At 45.3% G+C, this 24,822-nt stretch carries 16 protein-coding genes; 3 read left to right on the top strand and 13 right to left on the bottom strand.

What is annotated here, in order from left to right:
• Nucleotides 1–53: 53 nt before the first annotated feature.
• The 10 genes from FW758_RS04560 to FW758_RS04605 form a co-directional block, all read right to left on the bottom strand.
• The gene (locus tag FW758_RS04560) at nt 54–1,367 is read right to left on the bottom strand and encodes an OmpP1/FadL family transporter (protein WP_446444761.1); all 1,314 of its coding nucleotides are present in this window, start codon (nt 1,365–1,367) and stop codon (nt 54–56) included.
• 353 nt (nt 1,368–1,720) lie between these two features.
• A complete protein-coding gene (gene putP, locus FW758_RS04565) occupies nt 1,721–3,172 on the bottom strand; it encodes a sodium/proline symporter PutP (protein ID WP_011847196.1) in 1,452 nt (483 codons plus the stop codon).
• Nucleotides 3,173–3,329: 157 nt separating this feature from the next.
• A complete protein-coding gene (locus FW758_RS04570; RefSeq protein ID WP_006085484.1) occupies nt 3,330–4,034 on the bottom strand; it encodes a DUF3379 domain-containing protein in 705 nt (234 codons plus the stop codon).
• Nucleotides 4,027–4,590, bottom strand: coding sequence for a sigma-70 family RNA polymerase sigma factor (locus FW758_RS04575; RefSeq protein ID WP_006085483.1), 564 nt, complete (start codon nt 4,588–4,590; stop codon nt 4,027–4,029). The genes FW758_RS04570 and FW758_RS04575 overlap by 8 nt, the downstream gene beginning before the upstream one ends.
• 72 nt (nt 4,591–4,662) lie before the next feature.
• Nucleotides 4,663–6,357 (bottom strand): BatD family protein, encoded by a 1,695-nt coding sequence (locus tag FW758_RS04580; RefSeq protein WP_446444762.1) that lies wholly within the window; start codon nt 6,355–6,357, stop codon nt 4,663–4,665.
• Nucleotides 6,351–8,441, bottom strand: a complete 2,091-nt coding sequence (locus FW758_RS04585; RefSeq protein WP_446444763.1) for a VWA domain-containing protein — start codon at nt 8,439–8,441, stop codon at nt 6,351–6,353. Before FW758_RS04585 ends, FW758_RS04580 begins: the two co-directional genes overlap by 7 nt.
• Complete coding sequence (locus tag FW758_RS04590; RefSeq protein ID WP_446444764.1) at nt 8,441–9,460, bottom strand: vWA domain-containing protein; 1,020 nt, start codon at nt 9,458–9,460, stop codon at nt 8,441–8,443. Before FW758_RS04590 ends, FW758_RS04585 begins: the two co-directional genes overlap by 1 nt.
• The gene (locus FW758_RS04595; RefSeq protein ID WP_446444765.1) at nt 9,454–10,113 is read right to left on the bottom strand and encodes a DUF4381 domain-containing protein; all 660 of its coding nucleotides are present in this window, start codon (nt 10,111–10,113) and stop codon (nt 9,454–9,456) included. The genes FW758_RS04590 and FW758_RS04595 overlap by 7 nt, the downstream gene beginning before the upstream one ends.
• 2 nt (nt 10,114–10,115) lie before the next feature.
• Nucleotides 10,116–11,069 (bottom strand): DUF58 domain-containing protein, encoded by a 954-nt coding sequence (locus tag FW758_RS04600; RefSeq protein ID WP_446444766.1) that lies wholly within the window; start codon nt 11,067–11,069, stop codon nt 10,116–10,118.
• Between the two features lie 24 nt (nt 11,070–11,093).
• Nucleotides 11,094–12,050, bottom strand: coding sequence for an AAA family ATPase (locus FW758_RS04605; RefSeq protein ID WP_006082248.1), 957 nt, complete (start codon nt 12,048–12,050; stop codon nt 11,094–11,096).
• A 262-nt stretch (nt 12,051–12,312) separates the two neighbouring features.
• Here FW758_RS04605 and fadI point away from each other — a divergent pair, with 262 nt between their 5' ends.
• The 3 genes from fadI (at nt 12,313) to FW758_RS04620 (ending at nt 16,369) form a co-directional block, all read left to right on the top strand.
• A complete protein-coding gene (fadI, locus tag FW758_RS04610; RefSeq protein ID WP_006082247.1) occupies nt 12,313–13,623 on the top strand; it encodes an acetyl-CoA C-acyltransferase FadI in 1,311 nt (436 codons plus the stop codon).
• Nucleotides 13,624–13,628: 5 nt separating this feature from the next.
• Nucleotides 13,629–15,749: a fatty acid oxidation complex subunit alpha FadJ gene (gene fadJ, locus FW758_RS04615; RefSeq protein WP_446444767.1), complete on the top strand. Its 2,121-nt coding sequence runs from the start codon at nt 13,629–13,631 to the stop codon at nt 15,747–15,749.
• A gap of 419 nt (nt 15,750–16,168) precedes the next feature.
• On the top strand, nt 16,169–16,369 hold the full coding sequence (locus FW758_RS04620; protein ID WP_446444768.1) for a hypothetical protein: 201 nt from the start codon (nt 16,169–16,171) through the stop codon (nt 16,367–16,369).
• Between the two features lie 281 nt (nt 16,370–16,650).
• On the opposite strand, the gene FW758_RS04625 is transcribed toward FW758_RS04620, so the two are convergent.
• The 3 genes from FW758_RS04625 to FW758_RS04635 all read right to left on the bottom strand — a co-directional run bounded on the left by FW758_RS04625 (nt 16,651) and on the right by FW758_RS04635 (nt 24,707).
• A complete protein-coding gene (locus FW758_RS04625) occupies nt 16,651–17,292 on the bottom strand; it encodes a hypothetical protein (RefSeq protein ID WP_446444769.1) in 642 nt (213 codons plus the stop codon).
• A 109-nt stretch (nt 17,293–17,401) separates the two neighbouring features.
• The gene (locus FW758_RS04630) at nt 17,402–21,634 is read right to left on the bottom strand and encodes an EAL domain-containing protein (RefSeq protein ID WP_446444770.1); all 4,233 of its coding nucleotides are present in this window, start codon (nt 21,632–21,634) and stop codon (nt 17,402–17,404) included.
• 283 nt (nt 21,635–21,917) lie between these two features.
• Complete coding sequence (locus FW758_RS04635; RefSeq protein ID WP_446444771.1) at nt 21,918–24,707, bottom strand: insulinase family protein; 2,790 nt, start codon at nt 24,705–24,707, stop codon at nt 21,918–21,920.
• Nucleotides 24,708–24,822 lie beyond the last annotated feature (115 nt).

A 24,822-nucleotide genomic window follows, 5' to 3' on the forward strand; every position in this document is an offset into this window, starting at 1 on the left:
TTAAGATACAAAAAAGCCGCAAAAAATGCGGCTTTTAGGATTAAGCGTTTAGCTTAGAACTGGTAGCTGTATTGAACTGAGTAGTACATACCGCTTGATTCAGTAATTGCATTCACAGGACCTATGCCTGTGATAGAGCTGTTTTCGATCAGGTGAACTTTTTCACCTTTAATATAAGCGATACCAAAGTCAACGGTGTTTTGTGGGTTGATGTGGTAGCTCATACCCGCTGTGTACCAGTTACGGTCAGAGTCTGGGAATGAAATTGAGCTAATTTCGTCCACAACGCCTTGGTCATGCATATAACCTGCACGAACGGTGAATTGTTCGTTGATAGTATAAGTACCACCTAGGCTGAATAACCATGAATCTTTCCATTGGTATTCTTTCAGAGCCTTGTCACCAATATCCATAGACATACCAGCGCCTGTTTGGCCGGGTAGAATAGTTGCTACACCATCTTTAGCAGTGATTTGGTCAAAATTACCCCATTGGGTGTGTTGCGCTGTGTAGTGCACTGCAAATTTAGACGTTAGCTGATGGAAACCTGCAAATTGGAAAATATCGGCGAGTGGTACATCTAAACTATCAAAACTGGTGGCAACATTCACTTTACCAACATTTGGTAAAGTGTTTGATGTAATTGTATTGACATCACCTTTAACATTCACTGTTGGGCTGAAACGATAGCTGATACCGAAACGGTTATCTTTATCTAGCTCAATCGTGGCACCCACTATACCACCGAAGGCCCAGCCGTCAGCGTCGACGTCAACTAAAGGCGTAGTGCCCATGTTACGGGTTAAACGACCTTCACCGTAGATGGCATCCACACCCGCACCGATACTGAACATGTCATTAATACGGTATGAAAGGCTGGTGTTAAAGTTAACCGTTGTGACTTCTGTTTCGCCAAGTAAATCATAAGGTGCTGGTGAGCCTGCTGGTAAACTCTTTGAAAGTGAGCTGGCATCGGTACCGGTACCAAAGTTAGAAAACGCAGCAAAGCCCACGGCGAACTTATCGTCGATTGGGTGGATGTAGAAAATATTAGGGATAATTTTAGAGCTACCCGCATCATCGATGCTGCCTAAGTCAACGGCACCACCGGCAAAGTTAACGTCTTTAACATCAACAGTAATATCGGCATAAGTTAAGCCGAATGAGATCGCATCTTTATCGAATAATGCCATAGCAGCAGGGTTACGTGATAACACAGAAGCGTTATCGGCAATAACCGCATCACCAGCAAATGCACGGCCCATACCTGTGGCTGATTGACTGTTGAGTTGAAAACCTGAAGCTAAGGTTTGAGTACTTGCTAATGCGACAGAAACGGCAATGAGTGTCTTGTTGAATGTTTTCATTATAATTCTCTCTATTTTTTATAAGTATTGGATTTTTATTCGGTCCTAGTCAGCCGAAAGTCTTTAAATCCATTTATTAGTCTTCGGCATCTTATGGACTGAATCTACCCTCAACAAGTCCGACCAGATGTGAAAATTGTTAATTTTCAGTTAATTAAAAACCTTTAAAACAGAGGTTGAACTTTAGTACGCTTGAATGGTCTGGCCAGATGCTTGATATGAAGGGCTTTGGGTTTAACGGTAGGTTTCAATTGACGTTAACGGTTTGTAATTGTGTGTTGAGTATTTAAAAGGATACAAAATGTAAAAAGCGCACAAGTGTGCGCTTTTTAAGTTATACAAGCGTGTCAAAACTAGAGTGCAGACTTAAATTGTTCGAACTCTGTTGTTACATTTTCACTCGGTGCAGACAATTTGCTCACCAAAATACCGGCAAATGTGGCAAATACAAATCCTGGCAGGATTTCGTATAACTCGAAAATCCCTCCCGTAAGTTGCTTCCAAATCACGACTGTTAATGCGCCGACAATAATAGTGGCGATGGCACCATTACGGCTGTATTGCTTCCAAAATAGCGATAACAAGACCACAGGACCAAAGGCCGCACCAAAGCCTGCCCAAGCATAACTCACAAGGCTTAATACACTGCTTTCAGGATTGAGGGCAATGATGCCTGCGATCACGGCAATCGCCAGCACGCCCATGCGACCGACCATCATCAACTCGCGATCATCCGCTTGAGGGCGTAACCATTTACGGTAGAAATCTTCAGTGATCACGCTTGAGCACACCAGCAACTGTGAATCGATAGTGCTCATGATGGCCGACAAAATGGCCGCAATAAGTAGACCCCCAATCCAAGGATTAAACGCGGCTTGGGCTAAATGAATAAATACCGTTTCTGAATTCGCTAGTGGGGCGTTAGCGAAATACAGAGAACCGGCAATACCTGTGGCTAAAGCGCCAATTAAAGATAAGACCATCCAGCTCATGGCAATACGGCGCGATAAGGGCAGGGCATCGGCACTGCCTATCGCCATAAAGCGCGACAAAATATGCGGCTGACCAAAATAGCCAAGACCCCATGCGAGTAAAGACAACATGCCTATCACTGTGGTTTTGTCGCTGACCAAGGCTAACATCGCAGGATCGATAGTTTCAATTCCGGCGTGGCTTTCAGGATGAGAGAAAACGGCAAAGGGGACGATTAAGAGGGCGACAAGCATCAAACAGCCTTGAAAGAAGTCTGTCCAACACACAGCAAAGAAGCCACCAATAAAGGTATAACCGACTATGATGGCTGAGCCAATCACCAGCGCCACTGTGTAATCGAGACCAAAGACTTTTTCAAATAGAATCGCGCCACCGACCATGCCTGAGGAAGCATAGAAAGTGAAAAACACTAAAATAGTGATTGCGGAGACGAGCTTGAGATAGCCCTGGGTATCGTGGAAACGTTTCTCGAAGAAATCCGGTAAGGTGAGGGCGTTATCGGCGAGTTGAGTGTAAATACGCAGTCGTCTGGCGACAAATAGCCAGTTTAGCCAAGCGCCAAAAATTAATCCTATGCCAATCCAAGCTTCACCTAAGCCGCCTAAGTAAACTGCGCCGGGTAAACCCAGTAACAGCCAACCTGACATATCGGATGCACCCACACTGAGTGCGGTCACAGCGGGGCCCATTTTGCGGCCACCTAAAATATAATCATCAACAGTATCGGTAGCACGGTAAGCCCAAAAACCTATGCCCATCATCAATACTAAGTAACCAACAAATGTGATTAAAATCGGGGTTTCAATCGTCATCTTGCCTTTTCCCATCTTGTTATTATTAAAAGTGGCAAGCATGCTACCAGATGTTTGAACAATCGCCCATTAGCAGATAGAAGTGTGATTAAAATCTAACCTCCGATCGCGTGAAAATATCGGAGGTTAATTTAAAAATAGCCGAGATAAGATGGGGTTAGATGAAGGTGTTCTTGATTTCGTCTTTTACATAGCTAAGGTCTGCTTTATCTTCACCTATAAGTAAAATAAACGCATCGGGTGTTTCAAAGCCCATTCCTTGGTATTTGCCATCGGCGAAGGTTTTGTCTAACACCATACGTTTTTCGAGTGGCACGATAAAGAGTGTGACCTTGCTTTGCTCGCCCTGTAGCACTAAGTGCAGGCTTTTCACCCCTTGAAAATCGCAATAGGAGGTGTAATACACTTTGCCCGGTTGTTGGGTGAACTTGGCATTGCCAAAGTCTTTCATCGACGCGAGCTGCGCATTGACCTGATTAAAGTTGACGTTTTGATCCACCTGTAAAGCAACACCTTCATGGTAGACATGGGCCAGTGCATGTTCGGCTAAATCGATTGGCCCTAAACGCAATAGACTAAAACTGATCCCCACCACAAATGCCACCGAGGCCGCCATCGCCACTAAAAAGCCCGTCTGACGGCGGTGTTTATGGTGTTGTTGTAACTGCTGACGCAAAATCAGTTTATCGGCGAGATCGTCCGCCACCTCTACTTTCAATGCATTTGTCAGTTTGGCATCAAGGTTTTTGAGCTCATTGATTAAGGCTTGGTTTTCTGGCTTAGCATTAATTTGCGCCAGAAAATCAGCATCTTGATTATGAGGATCTTCATAAGCTTGACGTCTAAATTTAAGCTCATCCATTGGATTGACCTCTCACATCATTCTTCTCAAGTAATTCTTTCAATTGGCTCCTCGCCCGAAATAAACGCGTCATTACGGTGTTGCGATTGAGCTCCATCAGCTCGGCAATTTCATCGCCGCTAAAGCCACCAATCAGTTGCAGTAAGAGTGGCTCGCGGTATTCGATATCCAGCTTGCCAATTTGCCGACGGATCAGATATTGCTCGGTCTGCTCTTCACTGCTATTGGAGATATTGTCCTCTAAGGTATCTTGCTCAACGTCGGAATAATCGAACTGTTTACGCTCGAAACGCCGTGCATTCTCACGCCTAAGAATCGTGATCAGCCATGCCTTCGCCGCTTTATCATCCTTGAGGGAATCCAAAGAGCGCCACGCCCGCAAGAAGGTTTCTTGGGTAATGTCTTCAGCCACGTGTTTATCGCCGCATAACCAGTAGGCGTAGCGGAAGATGTCAGCATGTAGCGCCTTGACTAGGCTGTTGTATCGTCGTTGTTTACTTAGCATGTCAGAAGAGACCGCGGGCTCGACGGATTTCTTACGCCAGTTAGCAAACATTTTTATTTTTTCGGCTTGTTGGCTGAATGTTTAGCATAGTTGAGCTCGCTTCTTTGTCATTAACCCCATAATTTACTTAGGATTCAGTGGGCTTAATGGCGCTGATTTAGGTGCTGAATGTTTATGCTCACAGGCCTTAACCGCGTTAAGCAACGCGGCGCACTCTACGGTCAGCTTGTTAGTATTTGCACTGTCAGTATGGCTGTTGGCATCGGCCTTCGCACTATAGGCGGCAATTTGCAGTTGCTGTATCGCCTGTGCGAGTTGCGGTGACTGCTCGGCAATTTTATCGAGTGTCATAGGCGCTTGCTGTAACTCGCTGAAGTAGCGCTGTAACTGCAACATAATGCGGCTCACATCGCCACTGGCGCAGGCTTGCTCCAATCCCTGTAAGCCCGCAGCATTTACTGATTGTGCTGAACTCATTGAAGCGTTAAGGGCAGTCGGGGCGGCCGATTGGTTTTTTAAAGCGCGGCGCCAAGCGATTAAAGTGATGATCCAAGCGACGAGAGTGATCAGCCATAGCGCAGCAAACACCTTAATCATCCAGGAGTCATTGTTGTCGGCCGCTGAATTTGCTTGCCAAGCGGCTTGGGCGGGCGCGTCTGTGACGGCACCGCCAGTTACCACTATTGTGCGTGCGGGGAGCGTCGCGGTTTCTTGACGTTTAAGGTGCGGATTCCACCAAGGCACTTTGACTTCGGGCAGGGTAAATGTTCCCGCTTTGCTGGGAACGATTGCCGACGTAATACTGTACTGGGAGACAATTTGTGCATCGCGCACAAAGGTTTGTCGCTGAGGTTTTTCAGGGTATGACTTCAGTTCATTAGGCAGGGTTTGCACTATATCTGGCAGGCTATTTTCATCGGCATTGGAAGCCAATAAAGTAATAGTGCGAGTAATAGGGCTGCCGACGGTAAATTCTTTAATATCCTCAGGGAAGTTCTCTTTTAACACCACTAAATCGGCAACTAGCCATTGGCCTTGGAAACTTGTCGGTGCAGGATTCACTTGCACTGTGAGTGAGGGCGCGCCCGCTTGCATTGGGCGGCTTTCATTAAAGCCAAACATGCCGCCGCGGCGTTGGGATTCAACTAGCACATCGCCCGCAAAGGTTGCGCCTTTGATGTTCACTTGGCCGGGTAAGTCGGGAATGATGCCATAGGTGCGTTCAATCACGCGGTAACGACGGCCATCGACTATCTCTGAGCCATCCTTATCTTCGCCGATTTGTTTGATCTGCGCGCCTTCGATGACAGGTGCGCTCAATACGCCCCTTTGTAATTCTACCGCCAGATAGAGTTTTACCTTGTAGGTAATGAGCTGCCCGACATAGGCCTCGTCAGTTGACACTTTGGCATCGATGAATAGGTTATTCATCTGTGCGGGCTGGCTACCCGTTTCGACCACTTTGAGTGGGATCGGCGCCGAGCTGATGCCATCAATAGTAAAGGCTGGAATGGTTAACTGGCCTTTTTGTTTTGGCGCGAGCAACACTTGCCAGCGAGTCTCTTTGACCGCATCGAAGTTCATGATCTGTGTGCTGCGACTCACGCTGGTGCGGCCAACAATAAAGTCTTTCAGGAGGGCGGATGTGTCTAGTTTGCCAGTATCGATTTCATCATCGACGCTGATGTTGAGCACAAAGTATTCACCCTCCATCACAGGATTACGATCGACCGATGCCTCAATTTTGCTGAGTGCAAAGGCGGGATGGGCCACTCCGATGGCAAGGAGTAGCAGGATAAAAAATTGTCTGATCACCACTGTTCGTTATCCTTTGATATTTGGCCATTTTGACGGCGTTTTTGATATTCCAACTGCATTTTATTGCGAAGTAACACTTGGGGGTCTTCACTCACGCCCCTCAGTGCTCGCTGCATTTCTGCGGGAAGCGGTTCGCTATTGGTGGGCGGCGCTTCGACAGAATCACTCATAGCAGCCTCTTGTTTATCTTGCGCATTTTGCTCTGGAGCTTCTTTGGCGCCAACGCTTTGCTTTGCTTGTTCAGCGGATTTTTGCTCCTCGGCATCGGCGTTAGCCTGCGCCTGCATCTTAGCTTCATTATCTACTGGTGAATTGTCCTTTGCATCCTGCTCGGCATTTTGCTGCTTGGCTTGTTGATCCTGTTGCGCTTTATCTTTCGCGGGATCTTGCTGAGCTTCATCTTGCTTGTCCTGAGCATTGCCATTTTGCTTATCTTGCTCAGACTGTTGCTCATCCGCTTTTTGCTGCTCAGAGCTTTGCTCAGGATTGGCATTGTCCTGTTGATCCTGAGACTCTTGTCCCGCTTGATCTTGCTTATCTTTCTGAGCGCTATCTTGGTCAGATTGTTGTTTATCCTGCGACTGCTGATTACCGGATTGTTGGTCGCCAGATTGTTGGTCACCTGAATTGGAATCACCGGACTGCTGATCGCCTTGTTGATCTTGGTTTTTATCCTGTTGATCGTTTTTACCTTGCTGCTTTTGCTGCTCTTTCAATTGCTTTTCAGCCAGTTCAAGGTTGGCCTTTGCCGCAGGGAAATCGGCTTGTTTTTCAAGTGCGGCTTGATAGCGCTCCTTAGCCTTATCGGGTTTACCGAGTTGCATCAACGCATTGCCTTGATTGTAGAGGCCTTGGGCTGAGCTATCTTGCTCGAAGGTTTTCAGCGCTTGCTCATAATCACCGGCCTTATATTGGGCGCTGCCACGCCACTGGGGTGACTCAAACTGCTTAGCGGCGTTGGCATAATCTTGGGACTGATAGGCCTGCATCGCTTGCTGATCTGGCGTTTTCCACACATTGTCCCAGGCATTGTCCCACACACTGGCATGGGCAGGCTGAGGCGCGGCCGCGAACAGTAAGCCGCCAATGAGAGTGGCAAATCCAACGCTTGCCACGATTCCTTGCCTAAAGCTGAAAAGGGCGGGCAGCAGTAATAGCAGGGCGAGATAAGGGCCGAGATCCTGCCAGGTTTCACCGTCAAGATTTGTGGCTTTGGCATCGCCCGTATCACTTAACCAATGTTGTAATTGGGCCAGATCATTGCCGTCGGTGCGATTTTGGATTAACACGCCTTTGTTATCCGCTGCCAGTTTTTGCAGCAGGCCAAAGTCAGTGCTGGCCACAACGACCTCATTGCTACTGTCGCGCTGCAATTGTCCATCGGGTAGACGTATTGGCGCGCCTTGGCTGGTACCAAAAGCGACGACGGCAAGGCGATATTGCGTGCCACTTAATGCCGAGTTAGCGTCATCAAATTGGGCTGCGGTTATGCCATCTGTCATCACGATAATATCACCGCGAATATGCCCACCCTGAGCCAGTAGCGTTTTAGCTTGGGTTAAACCTGCCGCTAAGTTTGAGCCACGAACGGGCATGATTTCAGGGCTTAAGGTCGGCAATAAATTGAGTAGCGTGCCGGTATCGCGCGTTAACGGGCTGATAGTAAAGGCATCGCCAGCAAAGGCGACTAAACCTGTTTCACCTTCTTTAAGATTACGCAGGAGATCCGTAGCCCTAAATTTAGCTTGGGTTAACCGGTTTGGTGCAAGATCGGTAGCGAACATAGACACAGACATGTCCATCACCAGTACGCGGCCTTGCTCGGCGGCAAACACAGGTAAGGACTGTTTATTTACGGCAGGTCCGGCGAGCGCAAAAGTCGCAATCAGCCAAGTGAAAGCTAATAAATGCAGCGGACGGCGGGATTTCTTGCTGCCTTGGGTGACCAATATTTTGGCTAAGTGCGGCGCAATATAACGATTCCACGCGCTGTGGCTCTCGTGTTGTCGCCATAAACTCAACAACACTAAAGCCAGTGGCACTAGGGCGAGTAGCCATTCGGGGCGAATAAAATGTAGGCTCATTATTTAATGTTCCCCTGTGAAGTGGTTGCGACAGAGGGTTTAACGCGGCGCGCTGCAAAGAATGGTAATTGACCTAAGGCAATCCACAGGCTCGTCAGTAACGCCAGTGCCAGCGGCCAATAGAACAAATCTGCCTGCGGACGATAGCTTAACTGATCGTGACTTACAGGTTCGAGTTTATCGATTTCTTGGTAAATCTGGTCTAGCTCTTGGCTGTTGCGGGCGCGGAAATAACGACCGTGGGTGACTTCGGCGATATGCTTAAGCTGGTTTTCATCCAGATCCATCGAGGGATTAACCCGCTCGCGGCCAAAGAGTGTGCGGCGCTCCATCACATCGGCACCGACACCGACAGTGTAAATGGTAACTTTACGATTAGCGGCAATTTGCGCCGCCTGCTCTGGCTCAATATTGCCCGCGTTGTTAGAGCCGTCGGTCAATAAAATCAACACTCTGTTACTCTCGTCCATTTTATCGAAGCGTTTTACCGCCAGCGCTATGGCTTCACCTATGGCGGTTTGTTTACCAACTAAGCCGATTTGTGCTTCTTTTAAAAACTGCGCCACTGAACGTCTATCTTGGGTGAGCGGCGCCTGCAAATAGGCGTGATCGGCAAAGAGAATTAAACCGATACGGTCGCCTTTGCGGCGCTCGATAAAGTCACTGACGACGTGTTGGATTAAGGTGAAACGGTCGACGGTTTTGCCATTTACCACCATGTCTTCAATCTGCATACTGCCGGATAAATCCACCGCCATCATCAGATCGCGGCCTTGGCTTGGCAGTTCGATAGGGTCACCTAGCCATTGCGGACGAGCAATAGTGAGCACTAGCAGGCACCACATCAGCCAGTAGCGTTTGCGACTCTGGCGCGTGTTAGCCGCTAAGCTTTGTTTGCCTGTTTGGCTTATTCCGGGGAGTTGTAGCCGGCCACCATCCACTTGTACGGTTTGTTGGCGCCAAAAAATTAAAGGTAAAGGCAGTAATATCAATAGCCAAGGCCATGCAATCGTTAACATTGTGCCTCCGGTTGTTGGGTGTCAGCTGGCTGGATTGGCGCTTGGCTTTTAGCTTGAGCGTCGCCACTCGCTTGAACGTAGTCCTTTACTTGAACAAGATTCGGCAGAGGCGCACTCAGTGTTGCTTTCGATGCCAACCAAGCTTGTGCGAGTTCATGTAACTCATTGGCTTCAGCTAAGGTTAACGGCGTTGGCTGGTGACGTTTGGCCAACAAGTGGCCGATACGTTGGCGTTTAGGCGCGGGTAAATAGCTGTCTAGCCAAGTCGCCCAAGCTTCACCATCTAAGGAGGCTATTGCATCTCTGCTGATATAACTCATGGCGGTGCGCTTTAATAGGCTATTGACGTCAGAGACATAGGACGGCGCTTGTTTATCGAGCTGATTAAGTAACTGTTTCGCGGCTTTTTTCGGCGCGAAGTCACGGGCGCGTTTTCTTAGCCAGATAACTAAGAGTGTGATGAGGGCAATCACTAGCGCGAGGACCAACCAATAACCGATTGCCCAAGGCCAAGCGCCGATTGGATCGGGATGAATGATATCCTGCAGATCCGCCAGCGCAGGGTTTGGCGTCGCCGAAGCAATGGGGACCGCAGCCTGTGGATTTGCTATCACTGGTGTCACTATTTCTGAATTCACTGTTGCTGGATCCATAGTTAACGCAATAATTCCAATTGATGGGCTAGGGGAGCACCCGCATCGATGAGCTGGGTGCGCACGCGCAGTTGCTGCATCATGGCGATAAAGTCTCTTTGCTGACGCAGCTGAATGTCGAGCCATGCCTGATAACTGTGGCGGGTGAGCACTAAGTCCTCATTCCCATCCCGTACTGGCAAACTAAAGTTGTGCGGTAACGGCAGTGTCCCTTGGCGCAGGGGATCGGTAATAAGATAGGCGCCCACATCGCAATGACGCTTAAGCTCAGTGAGAGGCGCGATACATTGGGGGCTAAAATGGCTGCCATCTGTCACTATCCACACCAAGGAGCCGGGTTTAGCGATACGTTGTAATCGCTGACACGCGCGCAGAATATGATCAGGATCGCGCTGGCCACTGCCAACATGATTGAGTTGATTCTCATGCACACGGCGCAGACCTGAGATCAATTGCAATATGCCCTGACGACGGCTGCGGGGTTTAAGCTCTAGATGCTCAGACTCGCACGCGATCAAGGCGCCGAGTCTATCGCCATGGTTAATGGCATTCCAACCTAAGGTGGTTGCTAAGTGTCCTGCTTGCACCGATTGCAGCAATAAACTTGATCCAAAATAGAGACTTTGGCTCAAGTCGATTAACAACAGAATAGGGCGCTCACGTTCTTCGACAAATAACTTAGTGTGGGTTTTGCCCGTGCGAGCGGTAACGCGCCAATCAATGGTGCGCACATCGTCGCCCTGTTGATAGTGGCGCACCTCGGCAAACTCCATCCCGCGGCCTTTGATTAAGCTGCTGCGATGGCCCGCTAAATTAGCGCGGGCACGGCTGTAACGCTCGGGCATAGCACGGGCGATATTTTGGCACGCCAGCAGCTCTTGCTCGGTTAAATGCAAGCCATCGGCAAACAGCGGCAAGCCATCGGCCGAGGCTGAGAGTCGCGCAGTGTCACTCATCTTATTTCACCTTTATCTTCACCGTTAAGGTACTGCTACTTGACTCAAGATGTGATTGATCACCTGATCGCGGCTGACGCCTTCGGCTTGTGCCTGGTAGCTGAGTAATAATCTGTGTCTTAACACATTCGGTGCAACGGCTTGAATGTCTTCCGGTGAAACAAAGTCTCGCTCGTGCAGCCAAGCGCGGGCGCGGGCGCAGCGTTCTAACGAAATAGTGGCGCGTGGGCTGACACCGTACTCAAGCCATTTCGCTAAGTCTTCGCTGTAACGTAAAGGTTCGCGGGTCGCCATAACGATCTCGACTATGTATTTTTCGAGTGGCTCGGCGAGATAGATTTCCATGGCTTCGTCACGGGCGGCAAACACATCTGCTTGTGCAATCGGCTCAGTGGTCGGCAATTCGTGGGTGAGTGCTTCTTTACGGGATTGGCGCAGAATTTCGATTTCAGTCTCGCCGCTCGGGTAATCAAGATTCAAGTGCATTAAAAAACGGTCAAGCTGTGCTTCGGGCAGGGGATAAGTGCCTTCGTTTTCTAATGGATTTTGGGTTGCCATCACTAAAAACAGCGGTGGCAGCTTATAACTGTGCTTACCGACGGTGACTTGACCTTCGGCCATGGCTTCTAATAAGGCCGATTGTACTTTGGCGGGGGCGCGGTTAATTTCGTCCGCCAAGATCAAATTGTGGAAAATCGGTCCGGCTTCAAACTCGAAAGTGCCGGTTTGCGAGCGATAAATATCTGTGCCGGTTAAATCGGCAGGCAGCAGATCTGGGGTAAATTGAATGCGGTGGAAATCGCCCTCAACCCCGTCACATAAGGCTTTCACCGCACGGGTCTTGGCCAGTCCCGGTGGACCTTCAACTAATAAGTGGCCATTGGCAATTAAGGCAATGAGCAGATTTTCGGTCAATACTGGCTGCCCTAAAACAACCTTATTTAGGTAAGTGCGTAATGCATGGAAGCGACTCAAAGGCATGATGCTACTCGTTTTATTATGTTGAAAATGCGTGTGTGGGCTATAGACAACGGATATGGTAAAGAATTCCCTTAGGGTTTGGCTAGTGTTAAAAAAACAAACAGGTGTTTAAAACTTGCTGACAAGAAGTTAGAATCAGATCACACTTTAATGGTCAGACCTGTTATTAGGCGTTTTTCGCCGTAAAACAATGGGTCAAACACGGAAATAGCTAGCGCCGCCTGAAATCTCTCAGCGATTGCGCACATAAAGAGGGTGACAAATGAGTGATAGACAACAGGTTACGAACGCCAAGGGCGAGCGTATCGCAATTGTAGCGGGTTTAAGAACGCCATTTGCAAAACAAGCCACGGCATTTCACGGTGTATCGGCGCTCGATATGGGCAAAATGGTGGTTAATGAATTATTGGCGCGCTCTGAACTGGACCCTAAGCTGATTGAGCAGCTGGTCTATGGACAAGTGGTGCAAATGCCCGCTGCACCTAACATCGCCCGTGAAATCGTACTCGGTACTGGCATGAATGTGTCGACCGATGCCTATAGTGTCACTCGCGCCTGTGCGACGAGCTTTCAATCTGCCGTAAACGTGGCCGAATCTATCATGACGGGCAATATCGAAATCGGTATTGCGGGCGGCGCCGACTCTTCATCTGTCTTGCCTATCGGCGTGTCGAAAAAATTAGCCCATGCGTTAGTCGATCTGAATAAAGCCCGTAGCTTTGGGCAAAAACTACAAATTTTCCGTCGTTTAGGCATTAAAGATTTATTACCTGTACCGCCTGCGGTTGCCGAGTACTCAACGGGCTTGTCTATGGGACAAACCGCTGAGCAAATGGCAAAAACCTACAATATTAGCCGCGCCGATCAAGATGCTTTAGCGCACCGCTCGCACACCTTAGCGAGTGAAACTTGGGCTTCGGGCCATCTTCGTGACGAAGTGATGGTTGCCCATGTGCCGCCGTATAAACAGTTTATCGATCGCGATAACAATATCCGCGAAAACTCGGTACTGGAGTCATACGCTAAGCTGCGTCCTGCATTCGATAAACAACATGGTACTGTGACGGCGGCCAACAGTACGCCACTGACTGACGGTGCCTCAGCGATTATCCTGATGAGCGAAGGTCGAGCGAAAGCCTTAGGTTATCAACCAATTGGTTACATTAAGAGCTATGCCTTTAGCGCCATTGATGTGTGGCAAGACATGCTGATGGGGCCCTCTTACGCGACGCCACTGGCGCTGAAACGTGCTGGAATGGAGCTTGAAGATCTTACCCTGATTGAAATGCATGAAGCCTTTGCGGCGCAGACATTAGCGAATATGCAGATGTTTGCTTCGAAAAAATTTGCCGAAGAAAAACTTGGCCGTAACCGCGCCATTGGTGAAATCGACATGAGCAAGTTTAACGTGCTCGGTGGCTCGCTCGCCTATGGTCATCCTTTTGCTGCAACGGGAACCCGTTTGATCACCCAAGTGTGTCGTGAGCTTAAGCGCCGTGGTGGTGGAACTGGCCTAACAACAGCCTGTGCGGCTGGTGGTTTGGGTGTGGCAATGATAGTGGAAGTGGAGTAATCGGCATGGAAAAGACCTTTAATTTAACCCGCCGCGACGACGGCATTGCTATTTTAACTATGGATGTTCCTGGTGAAACCATGAACACCCTAAAAGCGCAGTTTGGCCCTGAAATCAGTGAAATTCTGGCCGAGATCAAAAGTGATTCGAGCATTCGCGGTTTAGTGCTGATCTCAGGTAAAAAAGATTCTTTCGTCGCGGGCGCAGATATTTCTATGCTCGATGCCTGTGAAACGGCTGGCGATGCCAAAGCCTTATCCCAGCAAGGCCATGTGGTTTTTAATGAGCTAGAAGCCTTAACGATTCCTGTGGTTGCCGCAATCCACGGTGCCTGTTTAGGCGGTGGTTTAGAGTTAGCCTTAGCTTGTCATCAAAGGGTATGTAGCGACGATGGCAAGACTATGCTCGGCGTACCAGAAGTCCAACTTGGCTTATTGCCAGGCGGCGGCGGGACTCAACGTTTGCCACGTTTAGTCGGCATTACCACCGCCTTAGATATGATGCTAACCGGTAAACAAATTCGTCCTAAACAAGCCTTGAAAATGGGCTTAGTGAATGATGTTGTGCCGCAGACTATTCTGTTACAAACCGCCGTTGAGATGGCGCTTGCGGGTAAACGTGCACCGAAACCAGTTAAAAAGTCACTCGTTAATCAAGTGCTTGAAGGCACGAGTTTCGGCCGTAACATTATTTTCGATCAAGCGACTAAGCAGGTCGAAAAGAAAACCCAAGGTAATTATCCTGCGCCTGCCAAGATCATTGACTGCGTGCGTCAAGGGATTGCTAAGGGCATGCAAAAAGGGCTAGAAGTCGAAGCCAGTCATTTTGCCGAATTAGTGGTATCGAAAGAGTCTGAAGCGCTGCGCAGTATTTTTTTCGCGACCACAGACATGAAGAAAGAAACCGGCGCTGAAGGTGCAAGCCCGCGCAAAGTGAAAAAAGCGGTGATCTTAGGTGGCGGTTTAATGGGGGGCGGTATCGCATCTGTCACAACGACCAAGGCTAAAATCCCCGTTCGTGTCAAAGACATCAGCGAAAAAGGTTTAAGTAATGCATTAGCTTACGCCTACAAGCTGTTGGATAAAGGGGTTAAGCGCCGTCATATGACGCCTGCTGCTCGTGACAACCTAATGGCACTGATGACCACAACGACTGAATATAAAGGCGTTAAAGATGCCGACATCGTTGTGGAAGCGGTATTTGAAGACTTAGCGCTTAAGCATCAAATGGTGAAAGACATTGAGCGTGAGTGTGGTGAGCACACTATTTTTGCGTCAAACACCTCATCTTTGCCTATTAGCCAAATCGCCGAGGCGGCGACACGTCCTGAGAACGTTATTGGACTGCATTATTTCTCACCAGTAGAAAAAATGCCGCTGGTGGAAGTGATTGCCCATGCTAAAACGTCACCAGAAACCATTGCGACCACGGTCGCATTTGCCCGTAAGCAAGGTAAAACACCGATAGTGGTGCAAGACGGCGCGGGTTTCTACGTGAACCGTATTCTTGCACTCTACATGAACGAGGCCGCGCAATTATTACTTGAAGGCCAAAGTGTTGAACATCTTGATAAAGCGCTGGTTAAGTTTGGTTTCCCTGTGGGCCCTATTACTTTACTCGACGAAGTGGGTATCGACGTGGGCGCTAAGATTTCACCAATCCTCGAAAAAGAATTGGGTGAACGTTTTAAAGCGCCAGCGGCTTTTGACAAGCTTTTGAGTGACGATCGTAAAGGCCGTAAAAATGGTAAAGGTTTCTATCAATACGGCGCATCGAGTAAGAAAGCTAAAGCTGTCGATGAGAGTGTTTATGGCGTGTTAGGTATTAAGCCAGGCACCAATAAAGACGCAAAAGCGGTTGCCGAGCGTTGTGTCGTACAAATGCTCAACGAAGCGGTGCGTTGTTTAGAAGATGGTATTATCGCATCACCAAGAGATGGTGATATTGGCGCCATTTTCGGTATTGGCTTCCCACCATTCCTCGGTGGACCATTCCACTATATTGACACTTTGGGCGCCGCGAACTTAGTGAACATCCTTGAAAGTTATCAAAGTCAATTCGGTAACAGATTCGAACCTTGTGAGCGCTTAAAAACCATGGCTCAAGAAAACGCGCACTTTTTCTAAGTTTCAGTGAATCTAAGTCATAGTTAATCTATGTCTTAGCCAATCAAGGTTGAACAAAAAAGCGGCAGATCATTGCCGCTTTTTTTATTGCCATAAGGCATGTTTTTGCCTAAAAAATGTTCATAACTTAGATGTGGGTCTTGTATAATCCGAGCGCTTGATCGAGAGAGCCGTGCTCAGTTTTCTGTACTGTGAGTGCTCAGTGCTAATTGTTCAGAGCTATGTGTTCTGTGCTGAGAGCGTAGCTATGAATGAGTGCTGCTCGTTTCTGCACAGTGTGGAGAACCTTTCATTGTGCAGTTAGAGCGGTATTTTAAGATTGAATTAATCAGCAAAATTAAGCGAGTCGTATCCGCATTTTGATGGGGAATTAGTTTCTCTACATTTATGATTTTTAGTTGTTTTCAAAGAGGTGATTTGTGGCTTTACTGGTTATCTTTATCGCATTTATCTCGGCTTGGTACTTCGGCTTAGCTGCATTTACCGCAGGCCTTTCTGTTACGCATTGGGCATTACTGGGTTTTGTGCTCGGGCCTTTGGCTTATCCGCTCTTTACGACACACCGCCATTTAGCTTTGAGGAAAATCCGTTGTAGTGAGGAAGGGATATTAAATAGCTAATCTATCAATATGTAATGCTATGTATTTTCATACTTTTTTACTTATGTAAAACTAAAGGGAGCTAATGCTCCCTTTATTGTTTCTAGCCTAATTTTCCATCACAGTGCACGAGTTAGACTCATGGCTACAGGACTTAAATTAGTTCCACCAACCTTTCGCAGAAATCACTTCAAGGTGGTTTAAGCCTTCTGGCAACTTAACTTTTTTACGCGCTGGCTTGGATAAACCGAGTGCTTTTTTGATTGAATTTAGCATGTTAGCTCCTTAATAAAAAATTTCTATTAAGCAAAAGTTGTTTCGGTAAAACGAACATTTGGTACGGCAGCAACTTCAATATGCTTGAAGCGAACATTTGGAACGGCAGCAACTTCAATATGCTTGAAGCGAACGTTTGGTACGGCAGCAACTTCAATATGCTTGAAGCGAACATTTGGAACGGCTGCAACTTCAGTTTGTTTGAAGCGAACATTTGGAACGGCAGCAATTTCAGATTGTTTAAAGCGAACATTTGGTACGGCAGCAACTTCAATATGCTTGAAGCGAACGTTTGGCACGGCAGTAACTTCAATATGCTTGAAGCGAACATTTGGAACGGCTGCAACTTCAGTTTGTTTGAAGCGAACATTTGGAACGGCAGCAATTTCAGATTGTTTAAAGCGAACATTTGGTACGGCTGCAACTTCAATATGCTTGAAGCGAACGTTTGGCACGGCAGTAACTTCAATATGCTTGAAGCGAACATTTGGAACGGCTGCAACTTCAGTTTGTTTGAAGCGAACATTTGGAACGGCAGCAATTTCAGATTGTTTAAAACGTACATTAGGTACTGCTGAGAAGGTATCTATGCTATCTAAGGAAGTAAGATTACTTACAGCAGCAAGCGATGATGTTAATGCTACAACAGTGAATATTCCTTTAATCATTCTAATTATCTCTCAGGGTAGTTGATATTGATTTATTATTGACACTGATAGTGCTATTGCACTTGTTGTGCCAATGTTGTAAATCGAAATCTAATTGAGAGTTAAATGATTAATTAATGTTGCTTTTGGTGTTTGGCTTTATCATGTCTTCTTGGAGTAGCAGGGTAAATTCGGTCTCTTTTATAGCTTTACTAAAGATATAGCCTTGGATCTCTTCACAGTTAAGTGCCCGTAAAATGTTCAATTGTGCTGCTTGTTCTACCCCTTCTCCCACAACAGAAAGCCCCATGTTATGGGCGATAGTGATAATAGAATCGACCATTTTGAGATCGCGATCAGACTTATCAATATCGTCAACAAAAGCTTTATCAATTTTTAAAGTATGAATCGGGAAACGTTTTAAGTATGAAAGAGACGAGTAGCCAGTGCCGAAATCATCGAGTGCCAAACTAACGCCCATTTTAGCCAGTTGCTGCATGACAATAATCGCCGTTTCCGGCTGCTTAATGACAGTACCTTCGGTTATTTCTAATTCAAGGTGACAAGCGGGGAGTTTGGTGAGCCTTAAAATTGACTCTATTCGCTGTTGAATATCGGGGAGTGCAAATTGACGTGACGATAAATTGACGGCGACTCTGCCGCTGAATATTCCTTGTTCACGCCATTTCTGCGCTGCGAAACAGGCTTTGCGTAAGACGATTTCACCAATTTCAACAATTAAGCCGTTTTCTTCAGCAAGTGGAATAAAATCATTTGGGGGTATCAAGCCATGTACTGGATGATTTAATCTGACTAAAGCCTCCATGCCTGCAATTTTACCGCGCTTAAGATCAACCTTAGGCTGATAATAAACTTCAAATAGATCATCTTTTAAGCCTTCACGGATGAGATTCTCTATTTCTAACTGCCTAATCGCATGTTGATTTAATGACTCTGAATAAAACTGATAGCAATTCCCCCCCGCTGACTTAGCATGGTACATAGCAATGTCAGCTTTCCTCAGTAATGCTTGCTCGCTTTGCTCGTCTTCTGGGAATAGCACTATACCAATACTTAATCCTAGGACTAGTTGTTCATTACTCACTTCAAAAGCGGGTTTTAACCCTTCGATAATACGGTTAGCAATCGCAGCGCTGGCGCTTATATCTGAGCCTTTATCTAATACAATGGCGAATTCATCTCCGCCTAGACGATAAATACTGGTATTTTTAGGAAGTAAGGACTTAATGCGGGTAGCAACGAGCTTTAATAAAGTATCGCCAATTTGATGGCCTAGGGAATCATTAATACGTTTAAAATTATCAAGATCAAGCACCATAAGCGCATGAGCTATTTCTCGATTCACTAGGTTACTTAAGGTCACTTGTAAGTTGGAGCGATTAGGTAGTCCGGTTAAAAGATCATTATTGGTTAGTTTTCTAAGTTCTTCTTCTTGCTGTTTCCGTCTCGAAATATCCGAAAAAACCCCGACATAGTGTGACAATTCGCCTAACTCATCATAGATAGCATCGATAGTGAGCTCCATGTGGAAGTGACTTTTATCTCCTCTTGCGGCTTCTACTTCATTTGCCCAGCGACCTTGTTGTTTCAACATGGTCCTGATTTGGGTGGAGAAGGTTTCAGGATATAAATCAAATGTGAGTAAGTTACCAATAAAATCAGTTCGGTTACGTAATGAAATCTTACAGCAAGCTTCATTAACTTCGACAAAACGGTATTCGCTGTCGAGGATAAACATGCCTTCCGAAATATTTTCAATAGCCTTTTCAAAGAGTTTTAGTTGCTCTTCTTTTTGTTTAAATTGACTAATATTTTTAATCGTTCCAGTCATTCGCAGGGCATTATCTTTTTCATCACGTTCTACAATTTTGGCGCGGTCTAGGATCCATACCCAATTGTCGTCTTTACCTTTAACTCGGTATGCGGCTTCGAAATGATCTGTTTCACCATAAAAATGCTTATTGAGCGCTTCTCGGACACGTTCTTGATCCATTGGATGTATATTACTCTCCTCATCCGATTTACCCGAGCGATGTCCATCACGCGGAAATTCAAGTGCTCCCCAGATATTTGAGCGGAAAATTTTGCCAGTTTCTATATCCCAGTCCCACATTTCATCACCACTTCCCCATAAGGAAAGTTTTAATCTTTCTTCACTGAGCGCTATTTGGCGTTGCACTTCTCTTTTTCGTAACACAGCTTTTATAATAAAAAAAGCTACGAGCAAAACAGTTATGAAATAAATTAATTTTGCCCAATAAGATAGCCACCACGGAGGGGATATATAAATATTAAGAGAATTTACTGGACCTTTTACTCCGGTGACAGGGTTCTCACCAAATACATTAAAAATATAATGACCAGGTGAGAGGTTTGTGTAGGTTGCAGAGTTTGTGCCTTTTGCAGTAATCCATGTATCTGATAGACCATTTAGGTTGTAAAAGTATTCAATATGTTTATGGCTTGACTTCGGAGAGTTGAACTTCAGTGTAAATGGATAGTCTGAATATTTTAACTCAATTGATTTTGATTTCGATATACTTTTTCCTAGTGGCTCATCGCCTATATTAACAGTTTTGTTAAATACTAAAAGCTCACTGATATTAGTGTTTATAACATTGTCTTCAATATAAGATATTGCATTAACTTTATTTATTGCACTGACGCCAGATATTCCACCAAAAAAGAAACTGCCATTCCAGAATATCCCACTCTGATTATTGTATTCTTCTTGACTACCATAGTCAGTTGTTAGTGTGAGTAATTTTCCATTTCTGCTTAAAATCAACTCATTTATGGAAGATGCCATAAAGTCATTGCTATCATCAATTGCGATTGAGTAGATTGGTTTGTTTGAGTTATAAACCTTATTAGTTTCTAACGTTTCTTTTTTAGTCGAATAGATTGAAGTTCTTGTTCCAAAAAGATATTCACTTGGTGTCTCAGTTATGCAATAAACAAAGTCATCATCAAAAATTGTTTTTTCGTTGCCGTTAGCATCTATACTTATCAACCCACCTTGAGTAGCAAGTAGAAGTGTGCCATCAAAGGTCTGTTGGATTTGGAAGATTGGGTGTTTATTTTTTAGTGATAGTTTTCGAATTTTTTTTCTATCTAGTAGATCAATTATGTATATGTCTGAATTGTTTGTTCCAACAATTAATTCGGTTCTTTTTGGGTTTTTAAATAGAGTGACAATGCTATCGCTTAATATTGTTGCTTTTAAATTCCCATTAAACTCATAAAGACCATTATTACCCCCAATAATTAAAGAGTCATTGTTTCTTATGATATACTTAGGTCCTGATATTCCTGTGTCTATTTTGTCTTCGAGGATAAAGTTTGAATTATATACTTCCACTTCGCTACTATCATCAGAAGTCACAATGTGTTCATTGTCTAACAAGCTTATTGACCAGATATTTCCGATAGGATTTATTAGGGACTTTACAACATTGCTACTATCTCTGATTAGAATAAATCCCATATTTAATGAAGGTATTATTGTATAGTTATTCGTTCTGTAGGCTTGAACCTGATTTGTAATTTCTTTATTTTCTAATACATAACCTTTTGATGTTACCTCTGATGATTCAAGGTTTGTTTGTATTACTTGACCATCAATCACGGCTAGAGCTGTATACTCACCAGCAAGAGACTTCGGTATGTCTTCAGATATTTTTTTATAAATACCATCTGATGTTAAAATGTAAATTCCACTTCTGCCTTTTACTATGTCTACAGATTGTAGGGATAAAATAGTAGCTGTTGAATCTTCGCGATAATGAATGATTTTACCATCATGATTTCTTATAATATAGCCGTTGTTGGTCTTTATTGCTTTCTTTATGAAGCTAAAGCTTTCATCTTGATATGTTTTTATTATTTCTAAATTATCTTTTCTAATATCAATTATTTTGTTTTTAGTACCTATTGTATAAACTTCACCATTGTCATTTATAGACCATATGGCTTCATTTATTTTTTTTTGTTTTTTGAAGGATTCAAGTTCTGAGTCGTAAACATTTAAACCATTGTCAGTTCCAACTAACATTTTTTTATTGTCAAATAATAGGCTTTGAATAAATGAACTAGATAGACCTGAGTGATCATGTGCAAAAAAATGCTTAAATTCTTCACCGTCGAATCGATTTAATCCGTTCAAAGTACCAATCCAGATGTAACCATCATTATCTTCAATGACCGATGTGACTGTACTTTGGGATAGGCCTTCTGGAACGCCATAGGACTTAGTTTTTAAAGCTATTGGTAATTGTTGCGCTTCTGCAGTCGATAGGAAAATAGCTAGAAGAAAAATAATTTTAAAGAGTGCTTTAGGCATAGTGTTTGTTCTTATTATCCGAGGATGCCATGAAACAATTGTGTTACATCACTTTTCCAGAAAGTGAGGGCTTTGTCAAAGCGGAGGCGGCTAAAAATCCTTTTAACAGCATGTAGATGCAGCAAAATTGTCCGCAGTAGAAGGGGTAGAGCATGGACTAGCCATGTTTTACATTAGTATTACGCCCAACCGTGATAGATACAACTATAGTTGGGCTAATTTGTAGCGGTTTTGTTTGTTTGTCCAAATTTGTGAACAAATGTGTGTGTAAAAGTGTTTTTGTTTAGAAATTAAACTTCTCTGCCGTTTGCTTAAACGTTTTGAGATCTGTGATCATCTTTTCTGACAGCAACGCCGCTTGGGTTCTGTGCTGTTCACCCGTGCTAAATAAGACTAAGCGGTCACTGTGTTTGGTGCGCATTCTACGCATCATGAATTTGAGTAAATCAGTGCGGGTGAGCTTAGTGATTTCGTCTACAACCAGTTCTCTTTGGTTAAATTGATAATCTCTGTTGCCGACACTGACCCAATATCGTTGGCTGCGAGTTTTGAGGTTCGCATCGTGCTCCATGATCTGACTAATAAGACCGACCTTAGTGCTATCCCATTCTTCGTTGGTGATTTGCATCACGGCGTAATTAAAGTCGGCAATAAACTCGTCTATCGCCTCTAATAAATGCAGTGGTCCAGTCGTAGGTGACTGGATATAAAAAATAAGTCCTGGATGGCGATTGAGCGGCAGATAACCTGTGCCTACCATGTAGCCCAACTGTTTTTCAGTGCGCAGTTCATGGAAGAAGGTGGACGACATAGTATGATTTAGTAAGCTAAACAGAGCCATCTTTTCTGGCGTTGCCACTGCGGATTGGTAATACACAATGATCGCGCTATCTTGATGCTCTATTGCAAGTTCTCTAAGTAAGGTGCCTTGACCCGTTAAATTGACTAATTCTCTGGTGGACTCTGCGCTTGGCGTCGAAACCAAGGACAATATGTGCTCTAAGCGTTTACCGAGAGCTTGTGCTTCAGAGACTAACCAATCCCCATAAACTAATCCTTCAAGATAGATCTTTTCGTAAAAGGCGCGTACATGGTTATGCAAATCTTCAAGGCTTATGTCTTCGAGCATTTGAGCCATGCGGGCAGGCTCATAACTGCTTTTTTGTAGCGTGACAGTGAGGCTAGTAAACAATTGTGAAATAGGTTTAGCCTGCGCTAGATTCTGCCAACTGCGCAGTAGTTGAGATTTAATCAGGGCAAAACGTTCTTCAGTAAAATTACGCTCTCTGGCTTTGTGGATTAACAAGGCCAAAAGGGTTTCTTGATTACCGGTAAAGCCCGATAAATGCAGGGTAATGCCACCTTGATGCGGATAAATATTGTAACTTAAGCCCGCGACTTCGGCCTGATAGGTTGGTTCTGTCAGATAATCGAGCAGCATTTCAACATACAGGCGGGTGAGGGCGGCATGTTTTGGTGTTTTACTCGCCTGCTCTGAGTCCAGCGACAAATACATGTGGCCTTTGGGCACATTAAACTCATCGTCTTTCTTGTGCCAAATACGGTATCCCGTCGATTCTGCAACGATCACTGGTACATCGACATCGCTCTTATCTGGTCGAGGAATGGAGTCGGCGACGATAAATGGGTTTGCTGCAGGTAATTGTAATTCTGGGCGAATACTGCTCACTTGCCAACGAACGAGGGACTGAGGTGCAATAGGGCGCACTTTATAGGGCGTGTGATACCAGTTGGCTTTACGATCCGTTTTAACCGATTGCGCGATAAGCTGCAGACGCATATTGTGGGGCGTCATTAGCTCGAGTAGGGATATGGTTTCTGGAATATCCAGCCCATCCATTCGATAGTCACCAAAGACCAAATCTTCGACTTCATAATGATGCATATTGATGCTGAGATGGCTGGCTAAATCGAGTGATTTAACTTGCTCTTGGTAGCGAAATGCCATTTTGAGCAGGTTTGCGCGCTCTAAATAACGCCATTCATCTAAACCTTGGGTTTTGATGAGCTCAATATACTCAAAACAGCAGCTGATTATCTCATCAAGATTCGCCAATCCCTTATCGGTTAATTGTAAACCGATACTGTAATCTTTGAAGTTATAACCATTTACGCCGCCGCCCGCGGACAAGTTATTCACCAGTCCCTGCTCTTTAAGATAGGACAACAGGCTGCCATGGCTCTCATTACCTAAAATATGGCTGATATAAGTCAAAGGCTTACGTTTGTAGTAGTGGTCAATGCCAGGGAAATTAAAGCTGATGCTTAAGCGTTTTTGCTCCTTAAGCGGTACGATATCAATTTGGGTTAACAGCTCATTTTCTGAAAACAGCGGCACTAGAGGATAGTTTTTCACTAAGTTCAAGTTTTGGATCCCGCTAAAATAATGGCAGGCTAAATCTTCTAATTCGTCGAGGGAAAGCGGCGCGACCAAGCACAAGGTCATTAAGTTGGCGCTGTAGTGGCTTTGATAGAAATCGAGTAATTCGCTACGTACCTGTGCTTGCTCTCCGCCTAAGGTGACTAAGTTACCGACTGAAAATTTTGAGAAAGGATGCAGTGGATTAACTGTCTCTTTGAGCACTTGATAGGTACGGCGAATATCGTCTTTCAGTTTTAAACTAAATTCAGATTCAATGGCTTGGCGCTCTCTGTCGACCAGTTCTAAGTCAAATTTAGGTGCAATAAAAAATTGGCTGAATCTGTCTAAGGAGTCGGCAAACACATCTTCATTGATGGTGAAAAAGAAGTTGGTGTGCTCTGTGCCCGTCCAAGCGTTATTGCTGCCGCCATGTTGGTTGATAAAGGCATGGTACTCGCCTGAGTCGGGAAATTTTTCGGTACCAAGAAAGAGCATATGCTCTAAAAAGTGCGCCATGCCGGGTCTATCTGCGGGATCATCAAAATGACCCACGCCTACAGCCATAGATGCGGCCGCTTGGCTGGCATCTTGATCTTCAACCAATAACACCCTAAGCGCGTTATCTAACACAAGATAACGATACTGACGGTGATCATTTGGACTTTTATAAATGGACTGAGAGGCTTGCAAAGAGACACTCCGATAACGATAGCTTGTTATATATTGATAGTCTTAATGGTTTTTAGCAAATATCTCTTGTGTTTATCGACTAAAGATTAAGTCTTACAAGGTTTGTTGAAATGGA

The organism is Shewanella sp. 1180_01 (assembly GCF_052850535.1).